Here is a 16096-nt window from a genome sequence, read left to right on the forward strand (position 1 = left end):
CCGCGCTGCGGCAGCAGGGGTGTTGGTCGGCGGGGCGTTCCTCGCCCTGATGGCAGGGGCGCTGCCGGTCGCGGCGTCGGCGTCGGCGCAGGCGGTCGACGGCGATACGAGTGGGTCCGGCGGCAGCAGTCTCGTCATGGTGCTCGACTCGTCCGGTTCCATGGGCGACGACGACGGCGCGGGCAGGACCCGGATGGAGTCCGCACGCGCGGCCGTCGGCACGGTGGTCGACGCCCTGCCCGACGGGCATCCCACCGGCCTCCGGGTCTACGGGGCCGACCGCCCGCAGGGCTGTACGGACACCCGGCTCGTACGGCCGGTCGAGAAGCTGGACCGGGACGCCGTGCAGACGGCTGTGGCGGCTGTACGGCCCCGAGGTGACACCCCCATCGGGCTGTCCCTGCAGAAGGCCGCGGAGGACCTTCCCGAGCCCTCCGGCGGTGCCGTCGGCACGCGTACCGTCCTGTTGATCTCCGACGGCGAGGACAACTGCGGTACGCCGAAGCCCTGCGAGGTCGCCGAGCAGCTCGGAAAGGACGGGACGGGGCTGCGAATCGACACCGTGGGCTTCCAGGTCGAGGGCGCGGCCCGCGAGCAGCTGGAGTGCGTCGCGCGGGCGGGCAACGGGCGGTACTACGACGCGCCGGATGCCGCCGCACTGGCCAGGCAGCTCCAGCGGGCGGCACAACTCTCCGCGCACGGGTACCGGTTGAAGGGTGAGCGGGTCGCGGGCGGAGCCACCGTAGGCCGGGCTCCCACGCTCAGGCCCGGGCAGTACCTGGACACGATCGGACAGGGTGAGAAGCGGTACTACGCCGTCGACCTGGACGCGGTGTCCACGGTGGACTTCGCGGCGACGGCCGTGCCGCAGCCCGGTGCGGCGGTCGATACGTTCGACGGTCTGAGCACCGCCATCGTGTACGGCGCGGGCAGCGGCTGCGTCACCAGCACCGAGCACTTCTCCCAGCGGGAGGGGGCGACCCCGCTGACCTCGGCCGTCTCCCGTATCCGTTCGGTGGACGGAAACCGCCGTTGTGACGAGGCGGGCCGGTACTGGCTCGTGGCGGAGCGGAAGAGCAAGAAGGGTTCGGACGGGGCGCGTTGGCCGGTCGAGCTGCTGTACGGGGTGGAGGCGCCGCTCGCCGGTGGCGTGACTCCGGCCCAGTCGCAGTCGGAGTACGGGGCCGGTGGCAAGACTGCCGTACTGCCGAGCGGGGACCCGCGTGACGTGCGGGGCGGCACCGGCTTCAACGACGCCAGGAAGCTGGGCGAAGGGGTGTGGCGTGACCGGGTCCTGCCGGCGCAGACCCTTTGGTACAGAGTCCCTGCCGGGTGGGGCCAGCAGGTCCGCTACGACGTGGAGTTCGCCAACGAGCCGACGGTGAAGGGGTTTTCCGGTACCTATTCGTACGGCGGGACGCAGCTGTTCACCCCGGCCCGCTTCCCCGTCAGCACGGAGGGCGGCGAGTTCGCGCCGACGACGCTGTACAGCGGGCGTCCGGCGGCGGTCAGGATGGGGTCGGTGCCGGTCGCCTGGACCAACCGTTTCGAATACGGCTCCGCCGTCCGGCCCGTGCACAGCAAGGGCGACTTCTACATCGCCGTGACCCTGGGCGCGAAGGCCGCGGAGATCGCGGAGAACCCGCGGATCGGCTTCGTACTGAGGGTGGCGGTACTCGGGAACGAACTGGCCGGGCCGCAGCACGGTGCGCCCGCCCTGGCGGACAAGGGCGGCGACGAGCACGGCAAGAAGGCGGACAATCAAGGCAATTCCACTGCGGCCGAAGACATCGGTGGGGCGGGCGGGGCAGGATGGACCGGCAGCGCGGCCGCTGCCGGAGCGGGCGCCGTGGTGGCTGTGATCGCGGGACTCGTGTTCGTACGCAGTCGGCGCAGGGCGGCCACGCAGACGACGAGGGGAAGCGCGTGAAAAGGCAGCGCAACAGGGGCCGGGTGACGCTCGCGTCCATCGCGGCGATGTGCGCGGTGGCGGCGCTGCCGGGGCAGGCGCACGCGGCCGACGAACCGGCTCCGTACGCCTTCGACCCCGACGCGAAGAAGGTACCGGGGGCGGAGACCAACGCCGAGGCGTCGGAGCTGACGTCCGGTTCGGTCTACCGGAGTGCGATCAAGCCGGGCCAGAAGCTCTACTACCGGCTGAACCTCGACGACGCGACCAGCGCCTACGTCTCCGCGGTGGTGGTGCCCGAGGCGGGCGGCAAGGTCGCCTACGGGGACGGCATCACCATCAGCATCAGGGACATCGACGACACGCAGTGCAGTGCGGAGGACGCGAACTTCGGCCCGGCGGAATTCGCCCGCCCGATCGCCGCGTACGCGCACCGGATCGTCGAGAAGGGCAACAGCACCTGCCGCGAAGGCGGTGAGTACAACGTACTGATCGAGCGGAAGAGCACCGCGACCTCGTCCCCCGCCGAGTGGGACCTGGAACTGCGCTACGCCTCGGAACCGGAGGCGAAGGCCGCCGACGCACAGGCGACCGTTGCGCCGGAGAACTGGTCATCGGCCTCGCCCACCCCTCCCACGGGTAAGCGGAAGAGGGCCGGCGGCAGCAGTTTCCACGACGCCACCGGTCTGGTGACCGGTGAGTGGCAGGACGACATCGCCGCCGGGCAGACGCGTTTCTACCGGGTCCCGGTGGACTGGGGACAGCAGATCTTCGCCAGCGCCGCGCTCAGCAACAACAGCAGGTCGACCGAGTATCTGGGCAATGCGCTCGCGCTGTCACTGGAGAACCCGGCCCAGGGCCATGTCGACAGCGAGACGCTCTCCTACTCAGGAGAATCCGCCTCCGTCGCGCTGGCACCGCTGCCTCCGGTGGACTACCGGAACCGGTTCGACCCCGCGTCCGACGTCAGCGCCATGCGCTTCGCAGGCTGGTACTACCTGTCGGTGACGCTGAGCCCGGAAATCTCGAAGTTCTACGGCGACAAGCCGCTTCCGCTGCGGTTGAAGGTCAGCGTCCGCAATGAGGCGAAGGAGTCGCCGTACGCGGGTGCGGCCGGCATCTTCGGTGTCAGCGACGAGGACAAGGACATGGCGCAGAGCGGGCAGAGCGCCCCGCAGGCGGCTCGGAGCGGCACGATGCGGCTGGTGGCCGCAGCCGGGATCGGCGCGGGAACCGTGCTGGTGCTCGGGCTGGGGGCGTGGACGCTGCTGGCCAGGCGCCGCACGGTTCCTGCCGTTGTTCCGCCGGGAGCGGGCGGGCCGCAGCCGCCGTACGGTGGTCCGCCGCCGCAGTCCTGGTAGGGCGGGGGCTCCGGGCGGAGGGCTCCCGCGTGCGGGCCAGGTCGGCGGATTCGGCCGTCGGCGGATTCGGTCCGCGGGTTCAGGCCTGGAGGTCAGGCCTGGGGTTCAAACCTGCGGGTCAGATTTGGGTCAGCGCCCAGATGCCCGCCGCGAAACAGAGCAGAGCGACGAGCAGGACCGGGATCGCCACCTTCGGGGGCGGTCCCGGACGCGTCTGGCGGGCGGGCGGGCCGTGGTGCGGGGTGGCGGCCGTCGAGATCGGCGCGCCGGGATGCGGAACCTGCGGGTGTTGGGCGGTGTAAGCACGAGTAGGAGACGGATCGTGCTGCGCCGCGGTGGCGGGGGCCTGGGCGAGATCCGGCGTGGCGGCGGGGAAGGGGGAGCCAGGATGCGTCTGGAGCGGAGGGTGCGGGATGGTCGCCTGAGCCGGGGGAGGTGGTGGCGTGGTCTGCCGGGGAGGCGGCGCGAGGTGGAAGCTGCCGGTCTCCGACATGGGGGCGGGGACGGGCGTGGGCGTGCCCGGCGGCTGCGCACCGGAAGCCGGGGAGTAGGTCTGCGGGTACGGCTGCTGTGCGTTCGGCTGCTGGGCGGAGTTCTGCGGGGCCTGTGCGTCCTGCCGGGCGTTCTGGGGCGCAGGCTGCGGAGTTACGGCCTGGAGAGGCGTCTGCGCGGGCGACTGGGCGGCTGTCCGGGCGGCTGCCTGGCCCCCGGTGAGGGGGCCTGCGGGGCCGAATCCGGCCGGCAGCGGTCCGATCTGGTCGAAGACCTCTACCGGCTCCTCGCCCTCGCCCGGCTCGGGCAGCATTTCGACTGCCGCCGTGAGGGCCTTGCGCGCGCCCGTGGCCGTCCGGAAGCGGGCCTGCGGGTCGGGTTGCAGCAAACCGGCGAGGACCTGCCACAGCGGCTCGGGGATTCCCTGCGGAGCACTGGGAGTGCCGTACGAGGCGAAGTGCTCGACGAGCGCCTGGGAGTCGGGCTTCTTGCCCTGGAGCAGATAGAGCGCGACGAGCCCGACCGCGAACAGGTCGGCGGGGAAGTCCGGCTCGGCGCCCATCATCTGCTCGGGCGCGAAGTAACCGGGGGTTCCCACGACGTAGTTGGTCTCGGTCAGCCGGGGCTCGCCCTTGCGCATCGAGATACCGAAGTCGGAGAGCCGCAGATGCGGCCTGCCGGCCCCGGTGGCCTCCATGAGGATGTTGGCCGGCTTGATGTCGCGGTGCACGACACCTTCCGCGTGCACCGTGGACAGCCCGGAGAGCAGCTGGTCGAGGAGCATGCAGACGAAGCGCGGGGGCAACGGGCCGTAGTCGCCGATGACATGGGCCAGCGAACCGCCGCTGACGAGGTCCATGGTGAACAGGACCTTGTCGTCGTCGGCGGCCCAGCTCGCGGGCGCCAGCACATGGGGGTGCTCGATCCGCAGGGCCTGCTCGCGTACGAAACGCAGCAGCGTGTGAGCATCGCTCTGCTGAAGCACCTTGGCCGCCACATAGCGGCGACGGCGGTGGTCCCAGGCACGCCAGACGGCGCCGACCCCACCGCGTCCGATCGGATCGATCAGCTCGTACCGACCAGCGAAGACCTCACCCATTGCGCTGCGTCCGCTCCCAGTTCATTTTCGGCTCGTGCCCGGTTCCAGGGAGTCGTCTCCCGGCCCGGTTGCTCAGCTCTGGTGTCCTTCGTAGTGCGCTACCGCGTCCGCGGTGCGCCCGGCGCCGTACACCTTGAGGAACTCTGCCAGTTCCGGGTGCGTCGGGGCGAGGGAGTCCGCCGCATCGATGATGTCTCCCGCCGCGGCGACCGACCGCAGAAGGGACTGGATCTCGCGTACGACACGCCTGACGGTAGGTGCTCCGCCCGTGGTCGAGGTCTGACCGGTGGAGGTCAGGACCGACCCGCCCTGTGACTTCTTGATCTCTTCCATCCGGTCGGTCGCCTCTCCCGCACTGAAACTGCCGTCCGCGACCTGGCTGGCCAGTTCCTGAAGGGCCTGGACCCGCTGTACGACCGCGGGGTTGCCGATCTTGGCGCGCTGGCCGCTCATCAGCTGGGAGAGCATGGGAGCCGACAGCCCGAGCACCGCGGCGAGCCTGGCCTGGTTCAGGCCGAGATCATCGATCAGCCGACGGAAGAGCGCCCCCAGCGGCTCTCCGTACCAACTGCGCTGAAGCTCTCTGGCTCTCGCCGTCGCCTCTTGCTGCGCTGCGTCCATTTGCGTCTCCCCTTCGCTGCGGCTTCGCTGCTGCGAACCTCGTCGTGCATCTTACGGAGAGGGCTTGCCGACCGGGAGTCCTAATCCTTTTGCGGGTTTCAGGGGGTCACCCGGTACTCTGTTCTGCGACGGTCGCCGCGACACGGACGTGTTCGGTGCTGTCCCCGTTTCGGGGCCTTAGCTCAGTTGGTAGAGCGCTGCCTTTGCAAGGCAGATGTCAGGAGTTCGAATCTCCTAGGCTCCACATCGCTACATCCCTCTGACCTGCGGATACGCAGTCTGGGGGGCTTTTTGTCCCGATTTTCTGTGTTGATACGTCAACGCGATGGTGTTGACAAGAGGAGGTCAGAGGCCCGAAAGCCGGGTTATCTCGGGGTTTCCTGCCGGGTCTCGCTCTCCTGTGGTTCTCCTGGGCATAGCCGGGATGCGCGGTGCCCCGGCCGCCAAATGCCTCGTGCGGGGCGACGACCATCACCAGGTTGGCCAGCATGACCGCGATCAGCGCCAGTCGCGTGGGCGTGCGTGTCAGGTCGAAGAAGTTCGTGAATCAGACGGTGGAGAACCCGGCCCAGGGTGACCCGATGGTGATCTTGATCGAAACCCGGCTGGGCGAAGAAGTCGTAGGTTTAAGTCCGACACGGGTCGACGGCTCTGCGCACGGGCCATGACTGGTTGGCTGGGGAGCCTCATGGGTCACTGCCCCCGTATCGACGGCACACAACGGGCCGACACCGGCCCGAACGTCGAGCCTGGAGTGCCGGGCGCGAACACCAGGAGCAGAACAAGGCCGTGCCCCGAACGGGCGGCTCTTATGCTTCCGCAGCTGACCGTCAGGGTGGCAACCTCGCGGTCGGGCAGGGCGTCGACGCGTTTCCCGGTCTCGGCGTCGATGACGATCGTGGCATAGCGGTGGCGGCGGCGTAGGGGGAAGTCGTCGACCCCGACCACCCGCGCGGTTCTTTGATTAGCCAGCCCCTGTCCGCCATTCGAGCCGCCTTCGACCGGACGCCCTCGATCTTCGCCGGCACCCGCTCCAGACCGAGCGCCGAAGCGATCTCCCCGCAGGGCAACGCCGTCTCCGAAGCGGCCAGGACCTTGACGATCTGCTGATAGTCCGGCGAAAGCGCCGACACCTCGTGTTCCGCCGGGGGTTGCGGCCGGTGTCCACGCTGTGCGCCATCTTCCCGAGTGGGGCGCTGACGCGCTGGTCGCCAGGGCCGCCCCTGAGGCGTACGAAGGACACCGAGTGCCCTTCGTCGACCTCAATCGCTGAGGCCGATAGCGCGCCCCTCGGGAGGTGGGCCGGGAGCGCGGTGGCGTAGTCGAACCTGTGGCCGTTACAGGTGGGACGCGATGGCCGGCATGAGGTCCTGGAAGGTGCGGCCGTCGGCCGGGCTGCCGATGGCCGTCATCTGCCAGCCGGTGCCGTTCCGTTGTACCTTGGCCATGATCTGGGCGGTGTGTCGGCCGCCGCCGGTGAGGGTGTAGCGGGCGAGTTCCTGGCCGTTGGTTTCGTCCAGGAGGCGGCAGAAGGCATTGTCGACCTCCTCGAAGGTCTGGCCGGTGAAGGAGTTCACCGTGAAGACGATCTGGTCGATGTGGGCGGGGACGCGTTGCAGGTCCACGACGATCGACTCGTCGTCGCCGCCCTGGCCCGCGCCGCCGACGCGGTTGTCGCCGGTGTGGCGTACGGATCCGTCGTCGCTCACCAGGTGCTGGAAGAAGACGACATCCCCCGGCTGCTTGTCGGCGAAGAGCACCGCCGAGGCGTCCAGGTCGATCTCGCGGGCCGTGAGCTTGGCGAGAAATCCCTTGCGGGGTGCGGACTTCCAGCCCAGTCCCATCCGTACGACGCTCAGCGCGCCGCCGTCGGACTTGCTGAGGCTGATCTGCTGGCCCTTGGTCAGGTTTACGGACATGTGCTGCCTCTTCGTTCGGGTCGGGTGAGCGGCGCGCTGTCGGCCGGGGGAGGGCCTCGTGCCTTCGGTAGCGCGCGAAGTCAGGTGCGCGCGGGCCCGCTGCCGGTGCCGCCGCCCGGCCGCTCGCCGGCACTGTTGCCGGGTTGCGCCCGGATGATGCGCGGGGCCGGCTGCTGTGGGTCGGCCGCGGCGGCCTCGGTCTTCATCGCTTTGGTCTCACTCTTCAGGATGCGAGCCGCCTTGCCCACGTTGCGGGCCAGCTCCGGAAGCTTCTTGGCACCGAAGAAGACAAGGACCACGATCAGGAGTATCGCGAGCTCGCTGAGTCCGAACATTGGCATCCGCTCTCTTGAAGTGGCCGTGGAGGACGGGGCGGGCACGGGGCGCCGAACGCGGTCCGCACCCCGTGCGGCAGTGGCAGGTCAGACGTTGACGCCGAAGTCTTTGGCGATGCCGGACAGTCCGTTGGCGTAACCCTGTCCGACCGCGCGGAACTTCCACTCCGCTCCGTTGCGGTAGAGCTCGCCGAAGACCATCGCGGTCTCGGTGGCGGCGTCCTCGGACAGGTCGTAGCGGGCGAGTTCGGCGCCGCCTGCCTGGTTGACCACACGGATGAAGGCGTTGCGTACCTGGCCGAAGCTGTGACCGCGGTTCTCGGCGTCGTGGATGGAGACCGGGAAGACGATCTTCGATACGTCGGCGGGGACGGCGGCCAGGTTGACCTTGATGACCTCGTCGTCGCCCTCGCCCTCACCGGTGAGGTTGTCGCCGGTGTGCTCGACCGAGCCGTCCGGGCTGGTGAGGTTGTTGAAGAAGACGAAGTGCTGGTCGGAGGCGACTTTCCCGGCTTCGTTGACCAGCAGGGCGCTGGCGTCGAGGTCGTAGTCGGTGCCGGTGGTCGTGCGGACGTCCCAGCCCAGACCGACCAGTACGGCGGTCAGGCCCGGGGCCTCCTTGCTGAGCGATACGTTGCCGCCCTTGGCCAGGCTCACACCCATGTCGTACCCCTATCCCGCGTATATCGCGTGTGGAGGAGCCGGGTCCGTTGCCCGGCTTCCCAGTGACAGCCATAAATCTACAGGACTGTAGAAATGAATGGGGCTTGTCAGGGCGGGCGCATCGGTATCGGCTCGAAGTGGGTGTTCAGGCCCGGGCGGTCAGAGGTGCAGGCCGGTGTAGGCGGGGCCGACGGTCAGGGTGACCGCGCCCGGTGTGGAGTTCTGGTCGGCTTCGGGGGTGGCCGGGGTCCTGAGCCGGGCGGCCAGGGCGCGGGCCTGTTTTTCGAGGCCGGGCGGGTAGGTCACGGTGGTTGCACCGGCGCGCCGGCGCGTTGTCGGTGCTCGTGACCGTGTAGCCGGCCGGGCGCAGCTGTTCGGCGGCTTCGCCTGCCGGCCGCTGGTGTCCGTGCCGTTGAGGATCTGGATCCTGACGGCGTGGGCCGGGGTGCGCGGTGACGCGGTGAGTTCGGCCTTGTCGATTGCCCGGTCGTTGGCCAGATCGGTGAACAGGTCCTGTGCCTGCGGGCACTGCCTGGAGATGTTGGCCCTGTCGGTCGGGATGTCGACTCATGGTGTCCAGGTCCTTGCCGTACTTCGCGTTCGCACCGTCGCGGCTGTCCGACCCGACGACCAGGATGTTCTTCGCGCCGGGGCTGAGATTGACCGGACTGTCGCCCCCGATCTGGTTGTCGACGTCCGTCGCGTGGATGTTGCCGCCCAGTCGCTGGTACAGCCATGCCCCTGTCCCGCTCGCACCGACGAGCAGGACGACGAGAATGCTGTCGGCCCAGGTCAGGAACCAGCCTCGCCAGGTCAGCCGGGCCTTTCGGGCTTTCGCGCGGTGATCTCCCCGCCGCCGGGCGCCGGGCCCGTGCTGTCTCGCCATACCGCTGACCTGCACCACCCGGCCCGCGGGCCCTGTCGTCCTGCGCACCGCCGTACCGCCCGGCCCCCGGCCCCGTTGAATCCGTGAAGGCGGAACCTGGAATCTACAGTGGAGTAGAAGATAGTGGACGCGGGCGGAGGGGACGGCTGATGTCCAACGTCGCTGCCCAGGCCGCCCTTGTGTGGTCGCGTACAAGGCAGCCGCACCAACACCGGTCGAACGGAGTCGGGCGGCCGGGCTATCAGTCAGTACGATGAACCGCTCCCGTAGCGTTACGCGCGGGCCACGAAGCGGGAGGGAGACGACATGACGGACCAGAACCAGGACGGTGCCGGCCGGCATCCTCGCCGCCGCGGCCAGGGAGAACTGGAAGCACAGGTGCTGGCGGCGCTGCGACAGGCACCGGGGCCGGTGAACGCCGCCTGGGTGCAGGAACGGCTCGTCGGCGATCTCGCGTACACCACCGTGATCACCATTCTGACGCGCCTGCACGCCAAGGGAACGGTCGCCCGGGAGCGGACCGGCCGGTCCTTCGCCTGGACGCCGACTGCGGACGATGCTGGGCTCGCCGCCTTGCGGATGCGGAAGGTGCTGGACGGGGAGGCGGATCGTGAGGCCGTCCTGGCCAGCTTCGTGACCGCCCTTCCTCCGGGGGACGAGCAGCTTTTGCGCGGCCTACTGGCCCAGACGACCCACGAAGCGGAAGACTGACCTCATGGGGGTCTTCGTCTTCCTGCCGCTCGTACTGCCCTTAAGCGCATGGCCGATCGCACGCCTGGCCGAGCAACACCTTCATCCGCGCGCCGCCACCCTGCTGCTGACAGTGGTCGCCGCTGTGCTCGCGGTGTGCAGCACCCTGTGCCTGGCGCTGCTGATGGTCGTCGGTACCGCGCAGCTGCCCGGCAACCCACTGCCGGACGGCTGGTCGGACCCGGAGGTGCGCGTGGCGGTGCCGTACGACGAGGTGGCGGGCAGGGTGGCCATCCCGGCCCTGATCGCCGTGCTCATCTCGTGTACCAGGACGGGGTGGCGGCATCACCGCGTACGCCGCCGCGCCGGACGGGCGCTGGGGGGACTGCCCGCGACGTCGGTGGCGGTACTGCGGGACGAGACGCCGTACGCGTACGCCCTGCCTGGTGGGCGCCGCGACCGGGTCGTGGTGACGACCGGCATGCTGGCCGGTCTGAACGCACCGGAGCGCCGGGCCCTGTTCGCCCATGAGCGTGCCCACCTGTCCGGCCGTCACCACCGCTTCCTGCTGGCCGTGCAGCTCGCCGCGCGGGCCAACCCGTTCCTGCGGCCGCTGCGTACCGCCGTGATCTACACCGCCGAGCGGTGGGCGGACGAGGACGCGGCTGCGGTGGTCGGCAACCGGCGCGTCGTGGCACGGGCGATCGGCAAGGCCGCGCTGGTCTCACGCGGCGCGCCCATCGCCACCCTCGCGGGGTTCGCGGCCGCCGGGCCGGTGCCGCGCCGGGTGGCCGCCCTGCTGGGGCCGGCCCCCGTCGCACGCGTCTGGCCGTCCGTATTCACCACGGTGGGACTGGCGGCCTGGGGTGCGGCGGCGGGCACCACGGTCTCGGCGCTCTCCTCCGCGAACGCAGCCGTCACCTTGTTCTTCATCCTGCACGCGGCCACACCGATGTAGACGGCCTCAGTGCCGACGGGGGGCCTGCCGCCTGATCAGCGGCGGGCCTTGAAGCGTTCGAGCGCGGTCACGCCCACGGCGGCGAGCGCGATCTGGATGACCCATTCGATCCAGTCGACGCCCTTGGTGTCCGCGACGCCGAGACCAGCCGCGATGCCGGTGCCGACGAAGGCCGCGGCGATGCCGACGCCGATCGTCCACAGGACGCCGATGCGCCGGCGCCCCGGCAGGACGAGCCGGCCGAGTACGCCGATGACGATGCCGATCACGATCGCGCTGATGATGCCGGAGATCTCCATCACTGTCCCTTCTCGCTACGTCTTGTGCTGTGCGGATGCCCGCGGCGGACGTGACCACGCGTAGGGCGGTGCTGTGGCAGAAAGTGGCCGAGCCCCGCCCGGACGCGGGGGGTTACAGGTCGAACTCGTGCGGCGGCAGGTCGAGAGTGAAGCACGCCTCGCGTACGACGGCCTGCTCGTCCTTGTCGAAGTCGCCGTCCGCTCCGCCGATGACGATGCCGATCTGGATGACGGCGCGTGCCTCGGCGGGCTTCTTCTTCGCCTTGGCGATCTCCTGCATCACGCTGACCTTGCCGAAGGCGAAGTCGGCGGTGAGCTTGTTCAGGTTCTCGTCGAAGCGGCGCCGGAGGTCGTCGGCAGGAAAGTTCTGCAACACCTCGTTGGTGGCGATGAGCTGGGCGACGCGCTGCCGCTCGGATGCGTCGACGGTACCGTCGGCGGCGGCCACGAGGGCGCACATCGCCATGCTCGCGTCGCGGAAAGAGCCGCTCTTGAGGTCGTTCTTCTTCGCCATGAGCTGGGTCTGCATCGTCGATGCGGATTCCTTGAGGCGGTCCCAAAGGGCCATGAGCACTCCGTATGTGTAGGGGCTGCCCGGCCGAAGGGAGACGGCCCGGACAGTCATTTCTTCTACATTTATGTAGAAGTTATCAGGGTCGGCAAGGGCGTCTCAGCCCTCTTCGCCCTCTTCCTCGTCTCCTTCGAAGAAGTCGCCGACCTCGTCGACGACTTCGGCCGCGACCATCCCTCCGACGACGCCGACGGCGAGTCCTGCCGCTCCGGCCGCCACGACGGTGCCCATGCCGGGGCCGGAGCGGTGGCTGTGACCGTCGCCGTGGTGATGCTCGCCGTGCTCGTACGAACCGTGGCTGCCGTGCGAAGCGTGAGCGCCGTACGAGGCTCGGTGCTCGACCAGTTGGCGCATCCAGGCATCGACCTCGCCGTTCCAGTCGCGGTGCTTGACGTCGTGGTGGCTGACGGTGAAGCGGGTCGCCGAGTCATGCCCCTCGGAGAGGAACCCGCCGCGCTTGTCGGCCTCCAGGACCACGTCCATCCCGCCCGGGTTCGCCAGGAAGGTCACCTCGATCTCGTTGACCGCGTGCGCGTACTGCGCCGAGGGGGCGACCTCGATCTCCTGGTAGAAGGGCAGCTGCTGGCCGGTCCCTCGAATGTGTCCCAACTCCAGGTCGGCGGACTTGAAGGTGTATCCGCGCTGCCCGAGGGCTTCGAGGATCGCCTCCTGCGCCGGCAGCGGTTGTACCGCGAGCGGGTCCAGGTCACCCTTGTCCTTGGCGCCGGCCACCGACAGCTCGGTACGCACACCGAGTACGACGCCGAGGCTCTGGCCGTGCAGTTCGGTGATGGGGGTCTCCCACGGCAGCGTCACGCTGAAAGGAACGCTGCGCTGCTCCCCTTCGGCGAGGCGGAAGTTGCCGCCGACGGCGAACCGGTCGAAGACGACGGCACCCTCGTGCTCCCCGCCCTCGTGTTCGGCCTCGACCCGGGCGACCAGCTCCAGGACGATGTGCTCGATCGTGAAGTCCGCGTTGCCGCCCTTGAGGCGGATCTGCCCGGTGAGGCTGCCTCCGGGCAGCACCGCACCCGCATCAAGGACCGTGTCCACCGTGGGCCCGCCCACGCCGAGTGAGCCGAGCAGCCGTTTGAACACCATCGTGGCGTTCACTCCTTCTTCTGTGCGTGTGGTTCCTGAGCGGCACGCCGGTTGTGCTCCGAAGCCCTGGAGCGCAACCGGCGTACAGAACGTGGTTACTTGGCGGAAGTATTCAGCGCGGCCAGGGCCTGCGCCCACCGCACGTACTTCAAGTCGGCCAGATCGGCGACCGTCTTGACGCCGAACGCCTCCTGGAGGAGCTCGCCGTCCCGGTCCGAGACCCCCTTCAGCGCGGATATGGGGGCGGTGAGTACCTCGGGCAGACTCTTGTCCGCCCACGCCTTGTCCAGCACCTTGTCCAGATTGATCGAAGCCACGACGGCCCTCCCACGGAATTCGGATGGATGGTGCGTGCGACTGGCCGGGACCGGAAGGTCCGGGCCACCCGCACTTCTTCTACATGCATGTAGAAGCATAGGGCCGTGAGGTGGCGTCGGGGTCGGAACCCAGAGACTTGGGACTACTGGCACCCCGCCGTGCTCGTTTGCCATTCCTTTACAGTGAGTGTAGAAGTACGCCGTTTCTATGCCCCCTGTCATGACGCTCTTGAGAAGGAGCTACGGACCCGCGATGGGTGAACCTCCCAGTACCAGCCGTGCCATTCCCTGCCCGCAGAGCGTGAACCGCGGGACGGGGGTGACACGGTGACCGAAGTTCTGTTGCTTCTCCTTGCCCTCGCTCTGACGCTGGCCTGCGCGCTGTTCGTCGCGGCCGAGTTCTCCCTGACCACCGTCGAGCGCGGCGAGCTGGAGCGCGCCGCCGAGGCGGGCGAGCGCGGCGCCGTAGGGGCGCTGAGGGCCGTACGCAAACTGACCTTCCAGCTCTCCGGCGCCCAGCTCGGCATTACCGTCACCTCGCTGGTGATCGGCATGCTCGCCGAACCGTCCCTGGCCTCCCTCCTGCGCGGCCCGCTCGAAGGGCTCGGGCTGGGCGCTGCGGCCTCCTCCGTTGCCACGGTGCTGGGCGTCGCCGCCTCCACCGTGGTGCTGATGGTGGTCGGTGAGCTGGTGCCGAAGAACTGGGCGATCTCGCGTCCGCTCGCGGTCGCCAAGGTGGTGGCAGGGCCGCAGCGCGGCTTTACCGCGGCCTTCGCGCCGTTCATCCGGCACCTGAACAGCACCGCGAACCGGTTCGTACGCCGCTTCGGCCTGGAGCCGGCCGAGGAGCTGGCCTCCGTCCGAACCCCGGAGGAGCTCGTGGCACTCGCCGAGCACTCAGCGCGTGAGGGGGCGATCGAGGTGGACTCCGTCGAGCTGTTCGTGCGGACCTTGCGACTGGGCGAGCTGACCGCGGAGAACGTGATGACCCCGCGCATCGACGTTCTCGCACTCGAAGCGCACGCCACGGCCGCCGACGCGGCCAACCTCACCCAGGCAACCGGCCTGTCCCGCTTCCCCGTCTACCGCGAGAGCCTGGACGAGGTCATCGGCACCGTCCACATCCGCGATGTCCTCGCCCTGGCCGCCCAGGAGCGGGCGACCACCCCGGTCACGGCACTCGCCTCCCCGCCCCTGCTGGTGCCCGACAGCCTCCCGGCTGACCGGCTGCTGGAGCGGATGCGTGCGGAGCGCACGATGGCCGTCGTCATCGACGAGTACGGCGGCACAGCAGGCGTCGCCACCGTCGAGGACATCGTGGAAGAGGTCGTCGGCGAGGTGCGCGACGAGCACGACCCGCTGGAGGTCCCCGACCTTTTGCCCGCGCCCGCGACCGAGGACGGCCGCGCCAACTGGGAGGCCGATGGCAGCGTACGGATCGACCAGCTCACCGCCATAGGGCTGACCGCGCCCGACGGTCCCTACGAGACCGTTGCCGGCCTGATCGCGACCCGTCTGGCCCGTATCCCCGCCCCGGGCGACAGCATCGAAATCGGCGGCTGGCGGCTGGACGTGCTGGACATAGAGCACCACCGGGCCGACCGGGTGCACATCACCGAGCCTGCCCGGCTCACACAGCATCTGGAGGAGGCCCGATGACCACCCTGCAACTCGCCATCGGCACCCTGACCCTGCTGACGAACGCGTTCTTCGTGGCGGCCGAGTTCGCCTTGATCGCCGTACGTCGCAGCCAGATCGAACCGGCAGCTCGCCAGGGCCATACACGTGCCCAGATCACCCTGTGGGGCCTGGAGCACATCTCCCAGATGATGGCCACCGCCCAACTAGGGATCACTGTGTCCTCGCTGGTGCTCGGCGCAGTCGCCGAACCTGCCATCGCCCACCTGCTGGAACCGGGCTTCGAGGCAGCCCATGTCCCGCACGCCCTGGTCCATCCGGCCGCCTTCGTCATCGCCCTCTCCGCGGCCACCTACGCGCACATGCTGATCGGCGAGATGATCCCCAAGAACATCGCGCTGGCCGAGCCCGCGAAGACCGCGCTGCTGCTCGGCCCTCCGCTGGTCGCGCTGACCCGCGCCCTGCGCCCGCTGGTGTTCTCCATCAACGCCTTCGCCAACGCCCTGCTGCGGCTGCTGAAGGTCGAGACGAGGGACGAGGTCGAATCCGTCTTCACGGACGACGAGCTCGCCCGCCTGGTTGAGGCATCCAGCGCGGCCGGGCTGCTCTCGGCAGCCGACAGCGAGCGGCTGCGTGACGCCCTGGAACTGGGCACCCGGCCGGTCGGCGAGATCGTCCTACCCACCCAGAAGATGCATACCGTCGACCACACCATCACCCCCGCAGGGCTGGAACGCATCGCGGTAGCAGCCAAGCTCTCCCGCTTCCCGGTAACCGGCCCGGCCGGAGCCGTCCTCGGCTACCTGCATATCAAGGACACCCTGGGAGTGGCCGACCGGGACAAGCCCTTCCCGCGCACCGCGTTGCACCCCGTCACCCGGATCCGCATCGAAACCCCGCTGGACGACACCCTCACCGCGCTTCGTGCCGCCGACAGCCACTTGGCCGCCGTAACCGGCGAGGCCGGTGTGGTCATCGGGTACGTGACCATGGAGGACGTACTCGAAGAACTCGTCGGCCCGGCAGCCGCCACCGCATAGCCGGGCGTCCCCCGGGCCCATGCCTACACCGGGTCCCGGATCTTCCCAGGCAGTGCGCGGCAACACTGCCTTACACACACATTTTCCTCATCCACCCATTCAGAAGGAGCGCTCCTTGTCTGCCAGAACGACGGGCCTCGATTCGCCGGGGCACAACCGCAGGCCACTCGGCCACAGCCGTGACACGCGGTGCGGTG

18 protein-coding genes and 1 tRNA gene are annotated in these 16096 nt (G+C 69.4%); 8 read left to right on the top strand and 11 right to left on the bottom strand.

Features of this window, described 5'->3' with window-relative positions; all coding sequences use genetic code 11:
* The first annotated feature begins 49 nt into the window (after positions 1–49).
* The gene (locus tag F0344_RS17820) at positions 50–1930 is read left to right on the top strand and encodes a vWA domain-containing protein (RefSeq protein WP_185302745.1); all 1881 of its coding nucleotides are present in this window, start codon (positions 50–52) and stop codon (positions 1928–1930) included.
* Positions 1927–3270, top strand: coding sequence for a hypothetical protein (locus F0344_RS17825; RefSeq protein ID WP_185299727.1), 1344 nt, complete (start codon positions 1927–1929; stop codon positions 3268–3270). Before F0344_RS17820 ends, F0344_RS17825 begins: the two co-directional genes overlap by 4 nt.
* Positions 3271–3388: 118 nt before the next feature.
* On the opposite strand, the gene F0344_RS17830 is transcribed toward F0344_RS17825, so the two are convergent.
* The gene (locus tag F0344_RS17830) at positions 3389–4861 is read right to left on the bottom strand and encodes a serine/threonine protein kinase (RefSeq protein ID WP_185299728.1); all 1473 of its coding nucleotides are present in this window, start codon (positions 4859–4861) and stop codon (positions 3389–3391) included.
* Positions 4862–4933: 72 nt separating this feature from the next.
* The gene (locus tag F0344_RS17835; protein WP_185299729.1) at positions 4934–5482 is read right to left on the bottom strand and encodes a helix-turn-helix domain-containing protein; all 549 of its coding nucleotides are present in this window, start codon (positions 5480–5482) and stop codon (positions 4934–4936) included.
* Between the two features lie 171 nt (positions 5483–5653).
* Between F0344_RS17835 and F0344_RS17840 the strand changes: the two genes are divergently transcribed.
* A tRNA-Ala gene (locus tag F0344_RS17840) sits at positions 5654–5726 on the top strand.
* 244 nt (positions 5727–5970) lie between these two features.
* Positions 5971–6150, top strand: a complete 180-nt coding sequence (locus F0344_RS17845; protein WP_185299730.1) for a hypothetical protein — start codon at positions 5971–5973, stop codon at positions 6148–6150.
* 25 nt (positions 6151–6175) lie between these two features.
* Here F0344_RS17845 and F0344_RS17850 read toward each other — a convergent pair whose 3' ends face one another.
* The 5 genes from F0344_RS17850 to F0344_RS36545 form a co-directional block, all read right to left on the bottom strand.
* Positions 6176–6430: a hypothetical protein gene (locus tag F0344_RS17850; RefSeq protein ID WP_185303037.1), complete on the bottom strand. Its 255-nt coding sequence runs from the start codon at positions 6428–6430 to the stop codon at positions 6176–6178.
* Positions 6431–6819: 389 nt separating this feature from the next.
* Entirely contained in the window at positions 6820–7401 is a 582-nt protein-coding gene (locus F0344_RS17855) for a TerD family protein (protein WP_185299731.1), read from the bottom strand.
* An 80-nt stretch (positions 7402–7481) separates the two neighbouring features.
* On the bottom strand, positions 7482–7736 hold the full coding sequence (tatA, locus tag F0344_RS17860; RefSeq protein ID WP_185302746.1) for a twin-arginine translocase TatA/TatE family subunit: 255 nt from the start codon (positions 7734–7736) through the stop codon (positions 7482–7484).
* An 87-nt stretch (positions 7737–7823) separates the two neighbouring features.
* On the bottom strand, positions 7824–8399 hold the full coding sequence (locus tag F0344_RS17865) for a TerD family protein (RefSeq protein WP_185299732.1): 576 nt from the start codon (positions 8397–8399) through the stop codon (positions 7824–7826).
* 159 nt (positions 8400–8558) lie between these two features.
* Positions 8559–8960, bottom strand: a complete 402-nt coding sequence (locus F0344_RS36545; protein WP_185302747.1) for a LytR C-terminal domain-containing protein — start codon at positions 8958–8960, stop codon at positions 8559–8561.
* Positions 8961–9591: 631 nt separating this feature from the next.
* Here F0344_RS36545 and F0344_RS17875 point away from each other — a divergent pair.
* Both F0344_RS17875 and F0344_RS17880 read left to right on the top strand, forming a co-directional pair.
* Positions 9592–9996, top strand: a complete 405-nt coding sequence (locus F0344_RS17875; RefSeq protein WP_185299733.1) for a BlaI/MecI/CopY family transcriptional regulator — start codon at positions 9592–9594, stop codon at positions 9994–9996.
* A gap of 4 nt (positions 9997–10000) precedes the next feature.
* Positions 10001–10933 carry a M56 family metallopeptidase gene (locus tag F0344_RS17880; RefSeq protein ID WP_185299734.1) on the top strand — a complete coding sequence of 311 codons (933 nt, stop codon included), beginning with the start codon at positions 10001–10003 and terminating at the stop codon, positions 10931–10933.
* A gap of 35 nt (positions 10934–10968) precedes the next feature.
* Here F0344_RS17880 and F0344_RS17885 read toward each other — a convergent pair whose 3' ends face one another.
* The 4 genes from F0344_RS17885 to F0344_RS17900 form a co-directional block, all read right to left on the bottom strand.
* The gene (locus tag F0344_RS17885; RefSeq protein ID WP_185299735.1) at positions 10969–11232 is read right to left on the bottom strand and encodes a GlsB/YeaQ/YmgE family stress response membrane protein; all 264 of its coding nucleotides are present in this window, start codon (positions 11230–11232) and stop codon (positions 10969–10971) included.
* 112 nt (positions 11233–11344) lie between these two features.
* Positions 11345–11800, bottom strand: a complete 456-nt coding sequence (locus tag F0344_RS17890; RefSeq protein WP_185299736.1) for a tellurite resistance TerB family protein — start codon at positions 11798–11800, stop codon at positions 11345–11347.
* Positions 11801–11902: 102 nt separating this feature from the next.
* The gene (locus tag F0344_RS17895; protein ID WP_185299737.1) at positions 11903–12904 is read right to left on the bottom strand and encodes a sporulation protein; all 1002 of its coding nucleotides are present in this window, start codon (positions 12902–12904) and stop codon (positions 11903–11905) included.
* A 95-nt stretch (positions 12905–12999) separates the two neighbouring features.
* Positions 13000–13221 (bottom strand): hypothetical protein, encoded by a 222-nt coding sequence (locus F0344_RS17900; protein WP_185299738.1) that lies wholly within the window; start codon positions 13219–13221, stop codon positions 13000–13002.
* A 327-nt stretch (positions 13222–13548) separates the two neighbouring features.
* Between F0344_RS17900 and F0344_RS17905 the strand changes: the two genes are divergently transcribed.
* Both F0344_RS17905 and F0344_RS17910 read left to right on the top strand, forming a co-directional pair.
* Positions 13549–14880 carry a hemolysin family protein gene (locus F0344_RS17905; RefSeq protein ID WP_185299739.1) on the top strand — a complete coding sequence of 444 codons (1332 nt, stop codon included), beginning with the start codon at positions 13549–13551 and terminating at the stop codon, positions 14878–14880.
* Entirely contained in the window at positions 14877–15899 is a 1023-nt protein-coding gene (locus tag F0344_RS17910; RefSeq protein WP_185299740.1) for a hemolysin family protein, read from the top strand. Before F0344_RS17905 ends, F0344_RS17910 begins: the two co-directional genes overlap by 4 nt.
* The last annotated feature ends 197 nt before the right edge of the window (positions 15900–16096 follow it).

The sequence above is a fragment of the Streptomyces finlayi genome, assembly GCF_014216315.1.
Lineage (GTDB): Bacteria > Actinomycetota > Actinomycetes > Streptomycetales > Streptomycetaceae > Streptomyces > Streptomyces finlayi_A.

Excerpts from the sequence above, each read along its gene's own strand:
- F0344_RS17820 (WP_185302745.1), top strand. The coding sequence starts at position 50 with ATGGCAGGGGCGCTGCCGGTCGCGGCGTCGGCGTCGGCGCAGGCGGTC.
- F0344_RS17830 (WP_185299728.1), bottom strand. The coding sequence starts at position 4,861 with ATGGGTGAGGTCTTCGCTGGTCGGTACGAGCTGATCGATCCGATCGGA.
- F0344_RS17835 (WP_185299729.1), bottom strand. The coding sequence starts at position 5,482 with ATGGACGCAGCGCAGCAAGAGGCGACGGCGAGAGCCAGAGAGCTTCAG.
- F0344_RS17845 (WP_185299730.1), top strand. The coding sequence starts at position 5,971 with ATGACCGCGATCAGCGCCAGTCGCGTGGGCGTGCGTGTCAGGTCGAAG.
- F0344_RS17855 (WP_185299731.1), bottom strand. The coding sequence starts at position 7,401 with ATGTCCGTAAACCTGACCAAGGGCCAGCAGATCAGCCTCAGCAAGTCC.
- tatA (WP_185302746.1), bottom strand. The coding sequence starts at position 7,736 with ATGTTCGGACTCAGCGAGCTCGCGATACTCCTGATCGTGGTCCTTGTC.
- F0344_RS17865 (WP_185299732.1), bottom strand. The coding sequence starts at position 8,399 with ATGGGTGTGAGCCTGGCCAAGGGCGGCAACGTATCGCTCAGCAAGGAG.
- F0344_RS17875 (WP_185299733.1), top strand. The coding sequence starts at position 9,592 with ATGACGGACCAGAACCAGGACGGTGCCGGCCGGCATCCTCGCCGCCGC.
- F0344_RS17880 (WP_185299734.1), top strand. The coding sequence starts at position 10,001 with ATGGGGGTCTTCGTCTTCCTGCCGCTCGTACTGCCCTTAAGCGCATGG.
- F0344_RS17885 (WP_185299735.1), bottom strand. The coding sequence starts at position 11,232 with ATGGAGATCTCCGGCATCATCAGCGCGATCGTGATCGGCATCGTCATC.
- F0344_RS17890 (WP_185299736.1), bottom strand. The coding sequence starts at position 11,800 with ATGGCCCTTTGGGACCGCCTCAAGGAATCCGCATCGACGATGCAGACC.
- F0344_RS17895 (WP_185299737.1), bottom strand. The coding sequence starts at position 12,904 with ATGGTGTTCAAACGGCTGCTCGGCTCACTCGGCGTGGGCGGGCCCACG.
- F0344_RS17910 (WP_185299740.1), top strand. The coding sequence starts at position 14,877 with ATGACCACCCTGCAACTCGCCATCGGCACCCTGACCCTGCTGACGAAC.